This window comes from Streptomyces sp. NBC_00212 (assembly GCF_045206365.1).
In the GTDB taxonomy this organism is placed as follows: Bacteria; Actinomycetota; Actinomycetes; order Streptomycetales; family Streptomycetaceae; genus Streptomyces.
This window is the reverse complement of record NZ_CP108115.1, coordinates 252,727-268,996: the sequence shown is the minus strand read 5'-3', so window position 1 is coordinate 268,996 and position 16,270 is coordinate 252,727. Positions and strand designations below refer to the sequence as shown.

The window sequence follows — 16,270 nt, the reverse complement described above, 5'->3', positions numbered from 1 at the left end:
GCACTGCACGTCAACGAGGCACACAGTGGCGGGCCCTGGACCCGACACCAGCCCGCCCGGCCGAACAACACGCCATTAGCCGAAATGGAATGGAGTCACCCGGTGTCGGGCGGCGCCCCGTCGCCAATGGCCGGGCTTCTCCCGGAGATGACCGACGCGAAGTCGTCCCGCGGACCTCGGTCGGCACGTTGACGGTGTCGTTGGGGGACCTACGGAGGGTGTGTGCGGGTCAAGGGGGTCTCGCCGGGCGGTCATGCACGTGCCATGGGAGGGCAAGGGTTGTGCTGGTTGCTCGTTGTTCATCTTCTGGGTCTACTCGCATAGATGCTTGGGGTGGTGTCATGCCGTCAGCCGCCCGGCAGCCCGGCCGGGCCGATCGACGGGATCCCCTCCCATGCGCCCGATACGCCGCTTCGTCTCCGCTGCCGTTGCCCTCGCCACAGTTGGCCTTGCCGCTGGCACCGGTATGGCCCACGCCACCGTCCACGCCGCTCCCGCCACCGCAGCTTCCGGGGCGTGTTCACAGGCATACCTGCCGCTGCCGGACCCGGTCTGCCAACCCGGCGCCGACAACCCGGACGTCACCCAGGACACCATCAGCTCCACGATCTGCGTGTCCGGGTGGACCAGCACAGTGCGTCCGCCGACGTCCTACACCAACCCGCTGAAAGTCCAGCAGATCGCCGCGTACGGCTACAGCGACACCTCCACCGCCGACTATGAGGAGGACCACCTCATCCCCCTCGAACTCGGCGGCGCGCCCCGTGACCCCAAGAACCTGTGGCCCGAGCCGCGTTACAGCACCGGCGGCAAGACCGCCGGCAACAAGGACACCGTCGAGAACCGGCTGAAGACCGCCGTCTGCAACGGCCAGGTCCCTCTCGACGACGCCCGCCGTGCCATCGCCACCGACTGGACCACCGCCCTGGCCGCCGTCGGCCTGTGATCGTGTTGGTGTACCTCGGGGCCGCGGTGAGGTTGGGGCTGCCGGAACCCGCCGGCCCCATAGGACGGGCTGGATGAAGGGGCGGGGTGCGCGGTCCATCCGGCCTGCTGGCTGGGGGCCGGGAGTGGGGGAGACTGGGTGGGTGACCACAGACCCGCGCAGTGTCCTGGACAGCGATGCCCCGTCCTTCAGTTCTCCCGAGTCGGCACGTCCGCGTCGGACCGAGCCCCGCTCTACGGCCGGCGCTCCGCCCGCCACCTTCCTGGAGCCCCGGCTTCGGCCTGACCAGTCGGCCGACGCATCCATATCCTGATCACCGGCAGGGTTCCCTGCCCAACCCGCAGGCGGTGAGTCCCGCCATTCCAGAAACGCTGAGGGCCCGGCTGCGACGTCTTCGGGGTCGGGCACGTTGGCGATCCGGAGCAGCTCGACGAGGTCGGCGTCTTTACCGACTACTGAACTGGCTGTATCGACTCTGAACTGCGTGGATGCGTCGCGTAGATGTCCGCGACGCATCCACGTCGGATGTCGGTCATGGCATGGAGCCGCTTGGCTCGGTGTCAGCGGAGGAGCTGGAGGGCGCCCCGCGGGAGCTGGTTGGCCTGGGCGAGCATGGCCTGGGATGCCTGCGCCAGGACGTTGTTCTTCGTGAACTCCACCATCTCCGCGGCCATGTTGGTGTCCCTGATCGTGGAGTCGGAGGCCGTCGCTGTAGACCACGCCTTGTATCCGGCCCCGGATGGTGACCCGGCGGCCGGCATCTCCCTGGATCCGGTGCACGACGATGGGCGCGGTGCTCATGAACCCAGGGCGAGTCGTACGGGCCGGTCCGGCATGGTGAGCGCCCCTTGTGGGCTGTGCGGGGATGGCGGGTGATGTCACGCTGGAAGGGCGAAGTCCCTGGAAGCGGTGCCGTGATGAGCACTCCAGCCCATTACGTGAGGATGGCATGGATGGCTCCCCCTCATCAGAATCACTGCATGTCGATGTCGTCGCCGGCCTCGACCCGGCCTTGGTGCGCGTGCGAGGTGACCTGGACGTGGAGAACGCGCCCATACTCCGGGCCGCCCTGGCGCCCTTGCTGCACCGCCCGGTTGAGCTGGACCTGACCGAAGTCGGCTTCATCGACTCATCCGGGATCGCCGCGCTCCTCGCCCACCTCCGTCACTGCCACCTGGCAGGCGGCAGCATGACCATGCCCCACGCGTCCTCGCTCGTCCAAAGGGTGTTGCAACTAGCCGGAGTTGACGACCTCCTTACTCGCCCCTCAGGGCCACCAGAACACGAAGGCCCCAGCCCTGAGCAGTAGTTCAACCGGACCAGTCCTGCCGACGCGACAGCTGGCAGGAAGCCGCCCCTCAGAGCGCTGAGACGGCGGCGGCATGGTGACGAATGACGGTCACCAGGGTCGCCGGGTGCCCCGCGATGTGCCGAGGTGCTCGTGGCCGGACTGTGAAACATGTTTGTTCAACTACCGTTTGAGAACGCTCTCGAAAGGACGTCCGCCAGAGGTGCCCGTTCAAAAGGTGTCAGCGAGGTTCGCGGAAGTGGGCATCCATCTGGCATATGCGAAGAGCGTGGCTGAAAAACGAACATGGGGGTCGGCGTGTGCGGCGAACGCTGCCAGATAGGGGAAGGTGGGGGCACGGACCGGCTTCGGTCCTGTGGTTGAGCGGGGTAGTTCAATTGGGTGCTTTACCTTCTGACGTCCAGCTCCAGGAGATCGCAGCCATCGTGCGGGCCGTCAACGACGGGCACGGGTGGCGTACGGGTGTCCTGCTGGACCGGTTCGTGGTGGGGGCCGATCTCCCCGCGCTGTTGGCCTTGCGGGAGGCTCTGGACGACGGATTGTCGGACCAGCCCCGCCGCGGATGACCAGGCACTGGCCACAAGGGTGTGCTCGCCCTCCGTGGGAGGGGGGGGCGAGTGCCCCCTTGAACGCGTCAGTCCGCATCGCGCAGTTCGTACGCGATAGCCTCCTCCACCGTGGCGAGCGAGTGAAGAACCGTGCTCAGCCCGGTTGCTTGCAGTACCCGCAGGTGCCACAGGTGTGTGCAGACCAACCCGATGGAACCGCCGGTGTGCAAGGCCCGGCGTCGGGCGCGAGAGATCAACGCGAGGGTTGAGCAGTCAAGGAAGCGAGCGGGCCGCAGGTCCACGATCGCGCGGGCACCCGCGGATGAGGTCGCTGCGTCCGGCTGTTCCCGGACCGCTGGAACCGAGCAGAGATCGAGCTCGCCGTGGAGCTCCACCACGGTGTATCCGTCCAGGGTGTAGGTGCGTGCGCTCCCCTGTGCTGCCGGGACCTGTCCCACGTCCGTAGGTTGAGTTTCGTCCGCCATGGCAGTCCCCCGGTTGAACAAGCCCCGCATGACGGGGCGTGGCTGGCTCAGACAGCCACCGGGGTCTGGAGTGACACCCGCCCACGGTAGAGAAGCACGTGGGTGCAGAAACGTGCAGGCAGTCGCTGATTCATCCGTGTGAGCGGTGCCGCCTCCAGCAGCCGGCGCGCCTCGCCTCTACCCGGTATGGTCACCGGCCAGCGCAATCAGGGGCCAGCACAGCCACCGCCTCCCCCGCCGGTCGACAGCTGGTGGCCGTGCCCCTCGACCATGTGGCACTGGCTGCGGGAGTTGCCGGGCGCCTCCAAGGGAGACCGATGAGCTCCTGCTGGCAACCCAGGGCGGAGCGGGGCGGCGTTGGGAGGGGCGTAACCGGCCAACAAGGGGGCATAGGCCGCCGCTCCTCCACGCAGGAACAATGCTTGGGATCTACGTCGTAATCGACGAGAGAGCGGGGAAATGGTGGCGAATGACTGTCACCAGGATCGATTACATGGCCGAAAGCCAAGGGCCAAGGTTCCGGCGTCGGCGTATCCGCCCTACGCTGCCCGCAGAGGGGTGCAGTCCACCCACTGGCAGTACTTGGAGTGGTGACTGCGCACTTGCTGCTCTCCCAGACCCCGAGGCGGCACCAACACCAGGACAGACAGGCCAGCTGGAGCCGCAGCACCGACTCCGCGGCTCCAGCCCATGCCCGTCCGGTGACTTCAGGGCAGGGATTCCCGCATCCCCGCCGCCGGAAGGGCACCTCGCGCAGGGGACGTTGGAGGGGAGCTCACCGTTCCCCGCGCGGATGAGGCCGCCGCCCCTTCAGCCGGGGCGGCGGCCGTCCCGGGCACTCGCACCCAGCATCCCACCGTGCTGCCGAACAGGAGCAGTGTGCGCGGCCCCAAAGCACAACCTTGGTGGACAACCGCGGACACGGAACCGTCCGAGCCGCGAGTCGGGGCCTACCAGCCCCTCTGCTCGTAGCAGGGCGACTGTCTGTACGCACTTCTCTCTTGGACCACGGTTCCAAGTCCTTCTCCCCTGCCGGCGGGCCGTAGGGGTCTGAGTGGCGGCCCGGTCGGCGACATGTAGGACGCCATGCTGCTCGGCAGAGGAGCGGCATGGCCGAGTTCGTGTCGTTGCGGCCACCAGCGAGAGAGTTCGTGCATCTGAGGAAGCGTGTACGTCTGCCTGCGTAACTTCGGCCTCCTGCCGGATCCGTCGGCACGGTGCACACTCGGTGCGGGCTCTCGAAGAGCAGTGGGACGCGGAGGAGCGCACATACGGGCGAGGGCCTGCGCCCGGTATCCACAGGAGTGGACGTACGGGCGGGGGCCGGACGGCCGTCGCCGCCGGGTCGAGACGTTCCGCTTCAACTCCGCGGACTTGAAGAACTCCCTGCGGGACGCGGTCCTGGAGGTCGGCTGGAGCTGGCGCGGCGTGCTGCTGAAGCTGTGAGGATATGTACGGGCCTCGTACTGCTTTGGTATTGAAGCGGTCATGAATCGGCCACGACCCTACGCAAATCGGTCATCGGCATGGCGGAGCCGGTCGCTCCTGGACTAGGAACTCTGTTCGCAGAGAGCGCCACAGGCGTTCCACAGTCACATGTCTCACGGGGGAGTACGAACAATGAGCATCTTCGCCATGCGCAAGGCCACCACGCTGGGTGCGGCCGGTCTGGTCGTCGTCGGTTCGCTGGCACTGAGCGCGTGCAAGAGCGGCGACGGCTCGGACGGGGCGGCCAAGAGCCCGACGACCGCGCCGAGTTCACCGGCGTCGCCGTCGTCGCAGCCCGATCGGTCGACCCAGCCGAGCGCCCCCGCCGATCAGGGCGGGGCCGCCGGTGACGCGAAGGGCGGGCAGACCTTCAAGATGGGCGAGGCGGCGCAGTTCCCGTTCAAGTACGGCACCACCACCAAGGGCAGGATCGCGCTGACCGTCACCTCGATCGAGCAGGGCGCCCCCGCCGACCTGACACCGCTCAAGCTCGGCGACAAGGCGGCCGGCAAGGTCCCGTACTACATCCGCTACTCGGTCAAGAACGTCGGCACCACCGACCTGGCGTACGCCTCCGTGGGCCACATCAAGGGCCGCCTCGGGGACGGCACCGAGGCGCAGGACCTGATGATCATCGGCTCGTTCGACAAGTGCCCCAGCGACTCGCTGCCGAAGGGCTTCACGAACGGCAAGACGCAGGCGGGCTGCGCGATCGCGCTGGCCCCGTCGGCCACGACGAAGGTCGTGTCCGCCGAGTACTGGGGCGACCCGTTCATGACGAACGGCCAGGGCCTGATCTGGAAGTGAGCAGGTAGGTGTACGGGTGGCGGCGGTCGGGCGACCGGCCACCGCCACGCGGTCCCGGGGCAGCGGCTCCCACTCTTCCCTGACCAGTACTGGCCCAGCTCGGGGCGTGTGGATTGGGTGCGTAGGGAACATAGAGGGTCCTGGGGAGCGAGCCTGCCAGCACCTCGGCCTGTTTGAGGATGAAGCGACGCTCGACGTCCTGAATCAGCTCGCACAACCGGTCGATGGAGCCCTGCAGGCTCAGGCTCTCGGTGACCATGAATGAGGACACGATGTTCGAGTGATCGCCGGTGAAGTACTCCTTCTCGAACGAGAAGAGGTCGTTGACCATCACCACACCCTCGGCGGCGATACGCCGCGCCTCCCGAAGTTCCCTGCACACGGCGAGCTCGTGAGTGAGGTCGAATCCCTGGCCGTATTCGACCGTGTCGAGCACCCATGTCGCCCCGGCGAGGATGTGCATGTCCAGGTAGTCCCGCCAGCCCGGCGTCTCGCGGCGCGCGCGGAACTCCACTTCCTGGACGGTGCCCTTCAGATACCCCTGGGTGGTCTCGATGTAGCGGTCCCTCAACTGCGGTGACATGCCCCGCGCCATCCTGCGCATCACATCCACGGCCGGCCGCAGAAACACCGGAGGGTCCGCCACGTCCGGGGCGTCGAGTGCAGCGATCAGACGGTCGGCCATCTCACGCATCCGGCCGGGCGACGCGCCCGCCTTGCTCCCGTGCGAGAAGACATCGTCATAGGCGAGCCAGGCGCTGGTCCACTCCGCGATGATCCCGATCCGGTCGTCCTTGGCCGTCGGATAGTAGTACTCCGTTAGGTCGTTCTGGCTCTTGGGTTCTGGCTGGTGGTGGGTGTTCCGGGCAGGGGGCGGTGGCAGGTGGTGCAGGTGCCGGTCCAGCAGTTCAGCAGGTCCTGGATGATGTCGAGAATCTGGTAGAGGGTGAGTCCGGTGTATCGGCTTTTGGGGCCAGGCGCTGTTCGGTGAGGAAGGCGTGGGCGGCGGTGGCCAGGGTGACGTGGTGGTGCCAGCCGGTCCAGGAACGTCCCTCGAAGTGGTCGAGCCCGAGGCCGTGTTTGAGTTCCCGGTAGTCGTGCTCGATGCGCCAGCGGATCTTGGCCAGGCGGACCAGTTCAGCCGACACGGTGTCGGCGGGCAGACTGGACAGCCAGTAGTCGGTGGGCGCTTCGGCGCCTTCGGGCCACTCGACCAGCAGAGTGGCCTCGGGCAGGACCCCGTCCCAGACTCCCTCCTGGGCGGTGGCGGCGGCCTGGACCAGGCGGCGGGCCCGGACCCCGGCCGGCCGCACCCGCAGCGCCAGGAAGTGTGAGCGCATCGGTCCGCGGGAGCCTTCCCGCCAGGTCATCTCGGTGAAGGCCTGCCGTCCCCGGCCGGCCGCCAGCGCGGCCACCGGGGACGGCTTGTCCCGGTAGCGGGGCTGCGGCTTGCGGCCGTTGCCCGACCAGGGCGGCGTGACCGGCCTGGCGTCGTGCGGGTGGACGGCCATATCCGAGCGGACGGCCACGACATAGCCGATGCCCCGCGTGTCCAGACTGTCGCGGAAGTCGGCGTTCTGGCCGTAACCGGCGTCGGCCACCAGGACCGGCGGGCACAACCCCCATCCGGCCAGCTCGTCCAGCATGTCCAGGGCCAGGCGCCACTTCTCCCGGTGCCCGAGCTCCTCGGGTATCCCGGTCCTGCGCCGCCGTTCGGGATCGTCCACCCACTCCTGAGGCACGAACAACCGCCACTGCAGCGGACAGGACGCGGTGTCGGAGACCGCATGCACGCTCACCGCGACCTGGCAGTTGGCCTGCTTGCCCAAAGCCCCGCAGTACTGATGCGCGACCGCCACCGACATCTTCCCGTCCTTGGGAAACGACACATCATCGACCGCCCACGCATCCGGGACGACCTGCGGCACCATCCGCTCAGCAATGCGCCGTCGTACCGGCACCGGGTCCCAGGTCGACTGGTTCACGAACTGCTGCAGGTTCTGCTCGTTACCGTCCGGCAGGCGGCCGGCCATCGCCTGGATCGACTTGCGGCGACCATCCGTCATCAGTCCCCGCAGATAGCAGTCGCTCTTGGCCCGCTGGTCCTTGCGCGGCACCGAGGCGAACACATCCGCCACGAACAACGCCAACTTCGCCCGAACACGCATCACTTCATGTGCGTCCACCCACCCACCATGCTCCCGAACAGGCCCGCCAGGAAGACCTAACGGAGTACTAATAGCACCAGGCCACGAATCCGGCGTGCTGTTCCCTGACGAAATCTTCGAACTCACCGCTGTCCTGGTAGAGCGACGCCAGACGGTCACGGATGTACCGCTGATTTTCGTGTTCGAGCTCCTCGGCTCGCGGATGGCACCGGGCTGGCGTGATGAGCCGTACTTCCGGAATCCGGAAGTCGCCTCCCCAGCCGTCTATGCGTGACTCTGTAGCCATTCCCGTGGCAACCCCAGTGATTCATCGGGCTCGGGCACTAACCCCCACGAACATCACGCCCGGTACCTGCCCATGGCCACGGGAGGGGTAACGGCGCTGCTCCCGCCAGGCAGGAGCACTGGAAGCGCACAAGGCCCTTCAAAGGCATTGGCATAGGCCCAGGGCCCATCACGCTACCTGCGCTTTCTCCCGTGCCGCCATGAGCCCCGGGTGTACTCCCGAAGCTGCGGCGGAGTGACAAGTGATGGTGCGTAGTGCCATTGCCCGGCACATCAGCGCCGGGCACCACCAGGTGCCAACCGGGTCAGCTGAACTTGAAGTTGGCGGTGTGGTCGCTGTTGTCGGCGAGTTTGAGGTCGAAGGCGCGGCAGGTGTTGCTCCAGGTGCTGTCGGTCTTCCACACGTAGGTGTAGGTGGCCGTGTGGTAGGTGAGGCTGGACTGACCGGCTCCGGTGGTCTCCTCGATGGGGGCTCCGGTGTCGCAGGTGACGTTCTGGGAGGCGGGGTATCCGGTGGCGAGGATGTTCAGGCCCTGGTCGCCGTTCAGGCTGAACTTGACGGGGACGGCCCGTGCGGCCTTCATCGTGTTGACGGTGGGCGGGTTGTCGACCGGCTGGAAGAACCCGGTGAAGGTGTAGACCGGGCCGGCCGGGGTGATCGTGGTGGTGGTGCTGTCGGTTCCGGAAGGTCCGCCGGTCTGGGAGTCCAGGGCGGCCTGGGCGGTGACGGTGCCCGCGGCGGTCGGCAGGACCGTCGCGGTGATGGTGGCGTTGGCGGCGGCGCCGAGGAAGATGCACTGCAGCTGGGTGCCGCCGTTGAGGTTGAGGCACGTCTGGCCCGGAACGGTGGAGGTGCAGCCGGTGAAGGTGGCCGCGGCGCCGCTGAGGTTGAGGACGACGGTGGAGATGCCGACCCCTGTCTGGGGGACGGTCACGATGTCGTTGTAGGGGGTGTTGACCGGGACGGGGTCGGCGGAGTTGGTGATCTGGATGTTCGCATCGGCGTGGGCCGTACCGGCGGTCGCCAGCATTCCGGCGCGCTCTGCGCGGCGGCAGAGGACAGGACGGTCATCCTGCGCAGCAGCCGCGCACGGGGCGGGCGGGCAGCATGGATCGAGGACACAGGAGACTCCGTTCTGCCAGATGCTGGCGGAGCCGGGCCCTCTAAGGCGTGGGGCCGTAGTGGCATGGACCAGCGGTGGTGCGCGATGTGCGGGCCGGAACATGAGCACTGGGCGGGGCGTGAGCCTCGGCGCACCTCCAGCAGAGACGATCCCCCTGTCGGAACCGCCAGGGCCTTCTGCGTCGTGCAGGCCCACCGTCCCACACACCGTGGGGGTACCACCAGAGACAAACGGCCCGTACAGGAGGCCAGTTGGCCCTCCCGGAGAAATGGCCTGATTCCTTGGCAGATACGTACTGACTACTGGCCGAAGCACGTCCTTCTGGGGTCGACTCCGACCGCCAAGCCGCGAGACTCATGGCGCGCCGAGCACGACCAAAGAGATCCAGTCGCCCGAACGTCCGCACTGCCGAAACCGGAAGATTTCAAGTCCAGTGAGACGTTCGTGAGGTTATGAGGTCTGTCGTGCGGGTTCGCGGCGCTTGGCCGGGTTGTTGATCCAGGCGGTCTGGGGTATCTCGGGTGGTCGGGGGCGGCGGCCGAAGCGTTCGGGATGTTGGGCGTATGCCCGGGCGAGGGTGACGGCCCGCTGGTCACGGACCTCCCCGGCGGTCCCGAAGTGGACCGAGGCAGGGGTGTGCCATCCGATGCCGGAGTGCCGGTGTTCGTGGTTGTAGTACGCGATGAACGCGTCGAACCACTCGCGGGCGTGGGCAAGTGAGTCGAACCGCTCGGGATAGTCCGACATGTACTTCGTGGTCTTGAACTGAGCCTCGCTGTAGGGGTTGTCGTTGGAGACCTTCGGCCGCGAGTGTGACCGGGTCACCCCGAGATCGATCAGCAGCTGGGAGACCTTCTTGCTCGTCATCGAGGTGCCGCGATCCGCGTGCACGGTCTCGGGCACGATGTTGTTGCGGGCGATGGTCTCGCGGATCAACTCCTCGGCCCGCTCGGCGGATTCGGCCCGCTCGACGGTATGGCCGACGATGTAGCGGGAGTAGATGTCGATGACGACGTAGGCGTGAAATCAGATGCCCTTGGCCGGACCGGCCACCTTGGTGATGTCCCAGGTGAACACCTGCGACGGGGCGGTGGCCACGAGTTCGGGCACCATCTTGGCGGGGTGGGCGGCCTGCCGGCGGCGCTCGCCCGACTGGCCCTTGGCGCGCAGGATCCGATACATCGTCGAGATCGAGCAGTGGTAGCGCCCAGCATCCAGTTCACGCGCCCAGATCTGGGCGGGCGGGAGCTCGGCGTACTCCTCGCGGTTCATCAACTCCAGTACGGCTGCACGTTCTTCGACGGCCAGGGCCGAGGGCTGGACTCGCGGCTTCCGGGGATTGCGGGCGGGCGGCGGCCGGAGTCTGCGGTAGTGGGTGGCCCGCGAGCGGCCGGTCAGCCGGCATGCGGCGGTGATGTCCAGGGCGCGCTCGACGCCGGTGAAGGCATCGCCCGTGACCGGGTCGCAGGCGTGTGTCAGTCCGCGCTCTCGGAGATCATTTCCAAGAGCGCGGAAGCTTTTCCCATAACATCCAACGCGGCCTTGTTCCGGGCCAGTTCCTCCTCAAGGCGCTCCACCTGGCGGCGCAGTTTCTCGTTCTCCGCCTCGGCCGCGGACTTCTTCGGCCTCGCCGGGCTGGTGCGCTTGTCGACCAGCTTTTCCAGCGCGCCGGCGTCCCGCGCGGCCCGCCACTCCTTCACGTGTGAGTGGTACAGACGCTCGCGGCGCAGGACGGCACCCTTCTCGTTCTTGGGTGCGGCGTCGTACTCGGCCACGATCCGCAGCTTGTACTCGGGGCTGAACGTGCGGCGCTTGGGCCGGGGCGCCGGGTCGGATCCGGCGGGCTTGGTGCTGGTCATGAGGGGTGGGTCTCCTGTCGCGCCCTCTCAGGCTAACCCGACAAAGCGGGACGTCTCACCCAAGGCTGACAGAGAGGGGGAGCCCGATGAGCCGGATGGCCCAGAGAGCGGGCCGGGGCTGCTTTAGCCTGTTTCTGAACTTGGGCTCTTCAGGGGCTAGGCCGTTTCTGATGGCTCTTGGACGATGTCGCGAAGCCAGATGACGATCGCGGTGACGGTCAGGGTGCCGTTGAAGATGTAGTCGCGTTTGTCATACCGGGTGGCCACTGCGCGGAACTGCTTCCACTTGTTCACGCACCGCTCGACTGCGTTGCGACGGCGGTACTGGGCCTTGTCGAAGGCCGGGGGCCGGCCACCGGCTCGTCCCCGGCGCTTGCGGTGGGCCCGCTGGTCATCGGGCTGCGCGATGGTGGCCTTGATCCCGCGCCGCCGCAGGTAGGCGCGGTTGTCACGGCTGGAGTACGCCTTATCGCCGCGCACCCGATCCGGTCGGCTGCGCGGACGACCCGCGCCGCGGCGCCGGATGCGTAAGCCGTCCAGCACCGGGGCGAACATCGGGCTGTCACCCCGCTGACCGGGCGAGGTCAGCCAGTGCAGCGGGCGAGCCCGGTCGTCGGAGAGCAGATGGACCTTGCTGGTCAGCCCGCCCCGTGAGCGCCCCAACGCCTCGCGTCCATCGCCCTCCTCACGCACCCCGCCCCTTTTTGCGGGTAGTCGGCCGGAGGCTTGCGGGGCGCCCCGGCCGCGTGTTGATGTGCCCGGCAGGAGGTGGAGTCGATGTTCACGGCCCACTCCTGCCGGTCCGCCTGGCGGGCAAGCGCCCCGTCCGGGTCGCCGGCATCCGCCTCGATCTGTAACTCCTGAAGGACGGCCTTCCAGGTGCCGTCGGCCGACCAGCGGCGATGACGCTCGTAGACGGTCTGCCAGGGACCGTACCGTTCCGGCAGGTCAGGCCAGGGCACCCCGGTCCGGGCCCGGAACAGCACCCCGTTGATCACCCTGCGGTGATCCGCCCACTGCCCGCCCGGCTTGCCGTTGCCGGGCATGAGGGGTTCGATCTTCCGCCACTGCGCGTCCGTGAGCTCGTGTCGCCGCACCATACGGGCGTCCTGCCCGACCAACCACGAGATCCACCCAACCAACCAAGAGCCATCAGAAACGGCCTAACCGCGGTAGGGCGTAGCTTCTCTGCAGAGTGCCACAACCACTCGACGAAGTAGAGCGTTAGACCGGCATGACAATCATTGCGCGGCATATCGCCGCATCCGCTGTCCTTGCCGGTGCCGTACTCGGGGCGTTGGCGCTGCCTGCTCAGGCCGACGGCATCGAAGCCGGCACTGGAATCTCCGTGCCGGAGTCCGCCAAGGACGGCTGGTTCCTCGGCCTCCCCGTGCCGCAGTACGCCCCGGAGTCCGGCAAGGACGAGGGGTACCCCACCGACATCTACGGCTATGAAGACCCCGAGGAGTTCATCCAGAGCTACTACGAGTACAAGAAGGGCTGCACCAATGACTGCCAGCCCGGCCTTGTTCGCAACCGGGTCTACAACGCGTCCGACCTTGTCTAGCGCGAACCTCTGACCCTCACCTCAGCCTGGCCGAGGCCCGTCCAAGACGAGCACCCGGGTGCCCCTGGTCAAGACGCCGTACGACAGCTTGATTACCTGCCCCATGCGCCTCAGGGCTGCCGTTCGCTGAACGGTTACCGCAACCGTTCAGCGAACGTACCCATACAGCCTGGCCGAGGTTGTCCTGCCACTGACCTGGCCTCTTCAGGTTCAGAAACGGGTACTCAACGACCGGCCACAGGTCTGGCCACCGCGACGGCCTACGCCCAGTCCAGTCCGAGGGCGGCGAGTTGGGCGAGCTGCTGTTCGTTGAGCTTGTCGCGGCGGTTCTTCTGGTTGGAGACCCACACCCCGGGCCGTACGTCGTGGTCCTGGCCGTCGACGGTGATCTGTTCGGTGTGCTGGCGCGGTACCACGGTGCGCTCCCGCTTGATGTACTGCGCGAGCGCCGCCAGGCCCCGCGTGAAGGCCTCTGCGCCGCGCACCGCCCCAGTCTTCCCACCGCCGGGCGCCGGTGCCGGACGGGCCTGTACGGAGGGTTTCACCCCCAGCGTGACGAGTCGCTTCTGCTGCTCCGCATCGAGCCGGCCGAATGTGACTTAGTGCCGCAGTTGGCCGCTGAGCGCTCCACTTGGCCACCTTGATGCTCCGAGACAGGTGACACCGCGATGAGGGTGTCCCGTCGCGTTCTGGTTGGCAGATTCGCAGTCTTTCGCGTTCACGATGGCCGTTCGCAACGGTCAGTCCGTGGTGAGATCGTCTGTCAAGCTGCTTCGATGCTCGAATATCGTCTCTGGCTTGCCGCGGTCCCGAAACCCATTCCTGAAACCGAAGCTCGGACCTACTGGAACCTGAAGGACCTCCCCACTCCAACCCTCGACGGAGCGTTGAAGCATGCCGACTACGTCTACGTCGGCTCCTGGCAGGACAGCCATCTGGCGGAAGTGCCGCAGTCCGGCCGGTGCCCTGCCGTGCGGATCTTCGACAGGCTGTTCTGCCGAGGAACCATCGACTGCTACCAAGCACCGGTTCTGGATGCTCGGCTGCGGGATGAATTGATTGATCTGTACCGGCCCCGGCCAGGTGATCTGCCCGCGGAGTGCACAGATGCGGATGAGGTCGCCGCGTTCCTCACCGCGCACCTTGGCTGGGGCCTGCTGACAGAGGAAGCACCACCGACCACGGCACCGTCTCCGGGGGACACGGACGGCCTTGCCGATGAGTAGGACGGCTGAGCCGGCCTTCTGAATCTCGCCGGACTTCCGTGGAAGCCATGTCATTTGAGAACGCCGAGGGGCATCGTTTGCAAACGACATGGCACCCTGGCAGGCCAGCGGTCCGCTCTCTGCCAGATGCGCTGCGACAGGACAGAGGGACTGGCCTGGGGTCTCTGGTCGGTTGGTGTGTTTTCAGCCTGGGTCTGCTTCCGCCTGGCCGGGATCCCCATATCGCTATGAGTCCACCGATCGCTACTGTCCGTCAAAGGCGCCCCTCGGTCTGACCTGCGGGGACGTCTGTTCGGAAGCGATGGAAGCCCCCTGCTCAAGGAGACCCAATGGCAGCGCCGATCTTCATCACCCCGCCGTCGCGGCAGGCGACGTACCTCACGGCGAGCCAGGCGTGGCTGCGGGGCGGAAAGTTCATCGACCAGAAGAGCGGAGGCATCTCGGACCCCGACGTGCCGAGCGACATCGTCAACCGGGAGCCTCCCCGGGACGGACAGATCGCCAGCGCCGGCAACCCCTTCGCGTTCAAACTCGACGGGGTCCGTGACGAGTTCGGCAACGAGTGGAACGCCAGCCCAGTCCGCAACGGCGACGCGTTCACCGTAGACATTACGTTCGGCGGAGCAGTCAAGATCCGCAGGATCAGTGCCTACCTCACCCAGGCCAACTGGGACTCCAACCAGCCCCTGACCAGGGCCCAGTTCGACCTGGCCAGCCCGGTCTACCGCCGCGCCTTCAGTGCCGCGCCCTACTCCGAGGCGGACGAGGAGATCCCTGTCGGTCTGGTCGCCCCCACGCCTCTGACGTTCTCGTTCAACCTGCCGCAGCGGTCTGTCGGCCATCACGTTGTCCTTCTGGAGATCGACCACCCCGACAGCGGCGACGCCACCTACCAGGTCATCGACCTACGCTTCGTGAGCTGACTCCAGCCCAACTTTGAGGGCTGAGACGGTACCGCCGCCAGCCGACTGTTGCTGACGAGAGTCTGTCTACCGCGGCGCATCATCGCCGCTGGCGCCATTGAGCGCCGCAGTTGGCCAGAGTGGCCAACTGTGGGGTTCTGACCGCGCTTCCGTGATGGCTAGCAATGTGCCGCCGGACAGCCACCATTCCCTGGCCGGGGAAATGGCGCAGTCAACGACGTCTTCGCGGTAGCAGCCACAGCTGTACGTAAATATGCCTGATGGAGGTACCACCTGAGGCACGCCCCACAGAGGCGTGCGCTGCGTCCGCGCTCTCTCCGCTGCCTATGCCTCCGTGCCCCCCTGCCGCTCCGCGTCTGCGCCCATTCTCATGGGCATTTCTTGGCCTGGTGCGGTCCCGCTGCGGTCCGCCGGTCTACGACCTGGTACCGACGGCTCCGGAGGGCATATGACCACCGCATTCCCCGACCCCATAGCCCCCGTCTTACCGGCGAAACCGCCTGCATCAACACCGCCGATCACCGCCCAGCCGCAGGACAACGACCTAGCCGCGCTCCTGACGGCCGACCTTGAGCTACGACTGCCGACCGAGAGCAATTCACTCCTCGGTGCTGCGGCTCGGCACGCCTTGCTGCCAGCGGGCAAGCTCCTGCGCCCCATGCTGCTGGTCCGCAGCGCACTGGCCGCTGGCGGCTCAGCGGAGTGGGTGCTGCCTGCGGCTGCCGGTCTGGAGTGCGCGCATGTCGGCAGCCTGATCCACGACGACCTGATCGACGAGGACACCGTCCGGCGCGGCCGCCGTGCTGTCCACGACAGCTACGGTCCAGCTGTCGCCATCGTGACGGGCAACGCCCTGTTCTTCACCTGGTTCGAGGCGCTGGCCGAATGCACCGAGCGCGGCGTTCCCCATGCCCGGATCGTCGCGGCCACCCGAGTACAGGCCCAGGCCGGACGGCTGGTCTGCGAGGGCGCGGCCCGGGAACTCGCCCAGGCCGCTGCCTTGGGCACCTCGGTCGAGGGCTACATGGAGATGGTGCGTCTCAAGACGGCGGCACTCACCTCTGCAGCGTGTCGCATCGGCGCGGTCCTCGCCGGAGCCAGTGCGGCGAACACGGAGGCGCTCGGTATGGCCTTTCAGATCCGCGACGATCTGCTTCCGTACACCTCGGCACCCGAGTCCGTGGGCAAGCCGACTGAGAGCGACCTGCGAAACCAGCGTCCCACGCTGCCGGTTCTCATCGCTCGAGACCGGGCCACTCCAACCCAGCGCGAACAGCTCCTACTCGCTTTCACGACCCAGCCCAGCGACAGGAACACCGAGGTGATCCGTGCTGTCATCGCTTCCACGGGCGCCGACGAGGCAGCCGTTGAAGCCGCTGCGCGGCAGACCGCGCTGGCTCTTGATCACCTTTCCCGGGTGCCCGCCAGTGTCCATCGACGCCACCTCGCATCTCTGGCCACCAGTTGACGCGGTGCGGGGGGCCTGAAGCGCGAAGGCGTTTGCGCACGCCCTGACCCCTTCGGCTCAGTCGCAA

19 protein-coding genes and 1 pseudogene are annotated in these 16,270 nt (G+C 67.3%); 10 read left to right on the top strand and 10 right to left on the bottom strand.

Annotated elements, in window-relative coordinates; all coding sequences use genetic code 11:
* Positions 1 to 394 precede the first annotated feature (394 nt).
* Positions 395 to 946, top strand: coding sequence for a hypothetical protein (locus OHA17_RS01530; protein ID WP_406503290.1), 552 nt, complete (start codon positions 395 to 397; stop codon positions 944 to 946).
* A 560-nt stretch (positions 947 to 1,506) separates the two neighbouring features.
* Here the strand turns inward: OHA17_RS01530 and OHA17_RS01525 are convergent.
* Positions 1,507 to 1,707: a flagellin gene (locus OHA17_RS01525; protein ID WP_406503288.1), complete on the bottom strand. Its 201-nt coding sequence runs from the start codon at positions 1,705 to 1,707 to the stop codon at positions 1,507 to 1,509.
* A 188-nt stretch (positions 1,708 to 1,895) separates the two neighbouring features.
* Between OHA17_RS01525 and OHA17_RS01520 the strand changes: the two genes are divergently transcribed.
* Positions 1,896 to 2,255, top strand: coding sequence for an STAS domain-containing protein (locus OHA17_RS01520; protein WP_406503286.1), 360 nt, complete (start codon positions 1,896 to 1,898; stop codon positions 2,253 to 2,255).
* A gap of 377 nt (positions 2,256 to 2,632) precedes the next feature.
* Positions 2,633 to 2,821, top strand: coding sequence for a hypothetical protein (locus OHA17_RS01515; protein ID WP_406503284.1), 189 nt, complete (start codon positions 2,633 to 2,635; stop codon positions 2,819 to 2,821).
* A 68-nt stretch (positions 2,822 to 2,889) separates the two neighbouring features.
* On the opposite strand, the gene OHA17_RS01510 is transcribed toward OHA17_RS01515, so the two are convergent.
* The gene (locus OHA17_RS01510; RefSeq protein ID WP_406503282.1) at positions 2,890 to 3,261 is read right to left on the bottom strand and encodes an anti-sigma factor antagonist; all 372 of its coding nucleotides are present in this window, start codon (positions 3,259 to 3,261) and stop codon (positions 2,890 to 2,892) included.
* Positions 3,262 to 4,536: 1,275 nt separating this feature from the next.
* Between OHA17_RS01510 and OHA17_RS01505 the strand changes: the two genes are divergently transcribed.
* A complete protein-coding gene (locus OHA17_RS01505; RefSeq protein ID WP_406503280.1) occupies positions 4,537 to 4,734 on the top strand; it encodes a hypothetical protein in 198 nt (65 codons plus the stop codon).
* 174 nt (positions 4,735 to 4,908) lie between these two features.
* Entirely contained in the window at positions 4,909 to 5,583 is a 675-nt protein-coding gene (locus OHA17_RS01500; RefSeq protein WP_406503278.1) for a hypothetical protein, read from the top strand.
* Here OHA17_RS01500 and OHA17_RS01495 read toward each other — a convergent pair.
* Both OHA17_RS01495 and OHA17_RS01490 read right to left on the bottom strand, forming a co-directional pair.
* Entirely contained in the window at positions 5,549 to 6,358 is an 810-nt protein-coding gene (locus OHA17_RS01495; protein WP_406510613.1) for a terpene synthase family protein, read from the bottom strand. The genes OHA17_RS01500 and OHA17_RS01495 overlap by 35 nt on opposite strands.
* A 133-nt stretch (positions 6,359 to 6,491) precedes the next feature.
* On the bottom strand, positions 6,492 to 7,769 hold the full coding sequence (locus OHA17_RS01490) for an IS701 family transposase (RefSeq protein WP_406503276.1): 1,278 nt from the start codon (positions 7,767 to 7,769) through the stop codon (positions 6,492 to 6,494).
* A gap of 76 nt (positions 7,770 to 7,845) precedes the next feature.
* Here OHA17_RS01490 and OHA17_RS01485 point away from each other — a divergent pair, with 76 nt between their 5' ends.
* Positions 7,846 to 8,025 (top strand): hypothetical protein, encoded by a 180-nt coding sequence (locus OHA17_RS01485; protein ID WP_406503274.1) that lies wholly within the window; start codon positions 7,846 to 7,848, stop codon positions 8,023 to 8,025.
* 316 nt (positions 8,026 to 8,341) lie between these two features.
* Here OHA17_RS01485 and OHA17_RS01480 read toward each other — a convergent pair whose 3' ends face one another.
* The 5 genes and pseudogenes from OHA17_RS01480 to OHA17_RS01460 form a co-directional block, all read right to left on the bottom strand.
* Positions 8,342 to 9,067, bottom strand: coding sequence for a PxKF domain-containing protein (locus tag OHA17_RS01480; protein WP_406503273.1), 726 nt, complete (start codon positions 9,065 to 9,067; stop codon positions 8,342 to 8,344).
* 543 nt (positions 9,068 to 9,610) lie between these two features.
* Positions 9,611 to 10,171 (bottom strand): annotated as a pseudogene (locus OHA17_RS01475) (transposase); the annotation flags it as partial.
* A gap of 15 nt (positions 10,172 to 10,186) precedes the next feature.
* Positions 10,187 to 10,432, bottom strand: coding sequence for a hypothetical protein (locus OHA17_RS01470; RefSeq protein ID WP_406503271.1), 246 nt, complete (start codon positions 10,430 to 10,432; stop codon positions 10,187 to 10,189).
* Positions 10,433 to 10,635: 203 nt separating this feature from the next.
* Positions 10,636 to 11,019: a transposase gene (locus OHA17_RS01465; protein WP_406503269.1), complete on the bottom strand. Its 384-nt coding sequence runs from the start codon at positions 11,017 to 11,019 to the stop codon at positions 10,636 to 10,638.
* A gap of 156 nt (positions 11,020 to 11,175) precedes the next feature.
* Positions 11,176 to 12,119 (bottom strand): IS5 family transposase gene (locus OHA17_RS01460; protein ID WP_406503267.1). Its coding sequence is split into 2 segments (ribosomal slippage): positions 11,176 to 11,736 and positions 11,739 to 12,119, totalling 942 coding nucleotides; the frame shifts between segments, so codons are not numbered across the junction.
* A gap of 134 nt (positions 12,120 to 12,253) precedes the next feature.
* Here OHA17_RS01460 and OHA17_RS01455 point away from each other — a divergent pair.
* On the top strand, positions 12,254 to 12,586 hold the full coding sequence (locus tag OHA17_RS01455) for a hypothetical protein (RefSeq protein ID WP_406503265.1): 333 nt from the start codon (positions 12,254 to 12,256) through the stop codon (positions 12,584 to 12,586).
* Between the two features lie 260 nt (positions 12,587 to 12,846).
* Here OHA17_RS01455 and OHA17_RS01450 read toward each other — a convergent pair whose 3' ends face one another.
* The gene (locus tag OHA17_RS01450) at positions 12,847 to 13,071 is read right to left on the bottom strand and encodes a helicase associated domain-containing protein (protein ID WP_406503263.1); all 225 of its coding nucleotides are present in this window, start codon (positions 13,069 to 13,071) and stop codon (positions 12,847 to 12,849) included.
* 291 nt (positions 13,072 to 13,362) lie between these two features.
* On the opposite strand from OHA17_RS01450, the gene OHA17_RS01445 reads away from it, so the two are divergent.
* The 3 genes from OHA17_RS01445 (at position 13,363) to OHA17_RS01435 (ending at position 16,203) form a co-directional block, all read left to right on the top strand.
* Positions 13,363 to 13,812 carry a hypothetical protein gene (locus tag OHA17_RS01445; RefSeq protein ID WP_406503261.1) on the top strand — a complete coding sequence of 150 codons (450 nt, stop codon included), beginning with the start codon at positions 13,363 to 13,365 and terminating at the stop codon, positions 13,810 to 13,812.
* Between the two features lie 329 nt (positions 13,813 to 14,141).
* A complete protein-coding gene (locus OHA17_RS01440; RefSeq protein WP_406503259.1) occupies positions 14,142 to 14,735 on the top strand; it encodes a lytic polysaccharide monooxygenase in 594 nt (197 codons plus the stop codon).
* 448 nt (positions 14,736 to 15,183) lie between these two features.
* Entirely contained in the window at positions 15,184 to 16,203 is a 1,020-nt protein-coding gene (locus OHA17_RS01435) for a polyprenyl synthetase family protein (RefSeq protein WP_406503257.1), read from the top strand.
* The last annotated feature ends 67 nt before the right edge of the window (positions 16,204 to 16,270 follow it).